Origin of the sequence: Caballeronia sp. INDeC2 (assembly GCF_023631325.1) — a bacterium.
Classification (GTDB): domain Bacteria; phylum Pseudomonadota; class Gammaproteobacteria; order Burkholderiales; family Burkholderiaceae; genus Caballeronia.
The window spans coordinates 1-509 of the sequence record NZ_JALQDG010000069.1; the positions used below are offsets into that span (position 1 = coordinate 1).

Sequence of the window (509 nt, forward strand, 5' to 3'; positions counted from 1 at the left end):
ATGCACATCGCCGCCGGCGAATTTGCCAACTTCAGCCGCCGCTGCAACCGTGTTCAGCGTCGCGGCCTTGATCGACGTATTGTCATGCTCTGCAATAACCAGAATCGTCATCAGATCACCTTCGCTTCGTTCTTCAGTTTCTCGACCAGCGTCTTCACGTCGGGCACCGTGATGCCCGCGCTGCGCTTCGACGGCTCGACGACTTTCAATGTCTTCAGACGCGGCGTGATATCGACGCCCAGATCGGCAGGCTTCACTGTCGTCAAAGGCTTCTTCTTCGCCTTCATGATGTTCGGCAGCGTGACGTAGCGCGGTTCGTTCAGGCGCAAGTCAGTCGTGACCACCGCGGGAAGCTTCAGCGACAGGGTTTCCGCGCCGCCATCGACTTCGCGCGACACGGTCGCCTTGCCATCCGCGATCACGACTTTCGAAGCGAACGTCGCCTGCGGCAGACCTGCCAGTGCGGCCAGCATCTGACCGGTCTGATTCGAATCGTCGTCGATGGCCTG

Annotated in this window: 1 protein-coding gene and 1 pseudogene; both read right to left on the bottom strand. The window is 59.9% G+C overall.

What is annotated here, in order from left to right; translation table 11 throughout:
• Nucleotides 1-111 (bottom strand): annotated as a pseudogene (locus tag NCS28_RS33095) (electron transfer flavoprotein subunit alpha/FixB family protein); the annotation flags it as partial.
• Nucleotides 111-509 (bottom strand): electron transfer flavoprotein subunit beta/FixA family protein (locus NCS28_RS33100; RefSeq protein WP_250517978.1); only part of this gene is annotated, 399 nt, incomplete at its 5' end. The pseudogene NCS28_RS33095 and the gene NCS28_RS33100, both read right to left, overlap by 1 nt.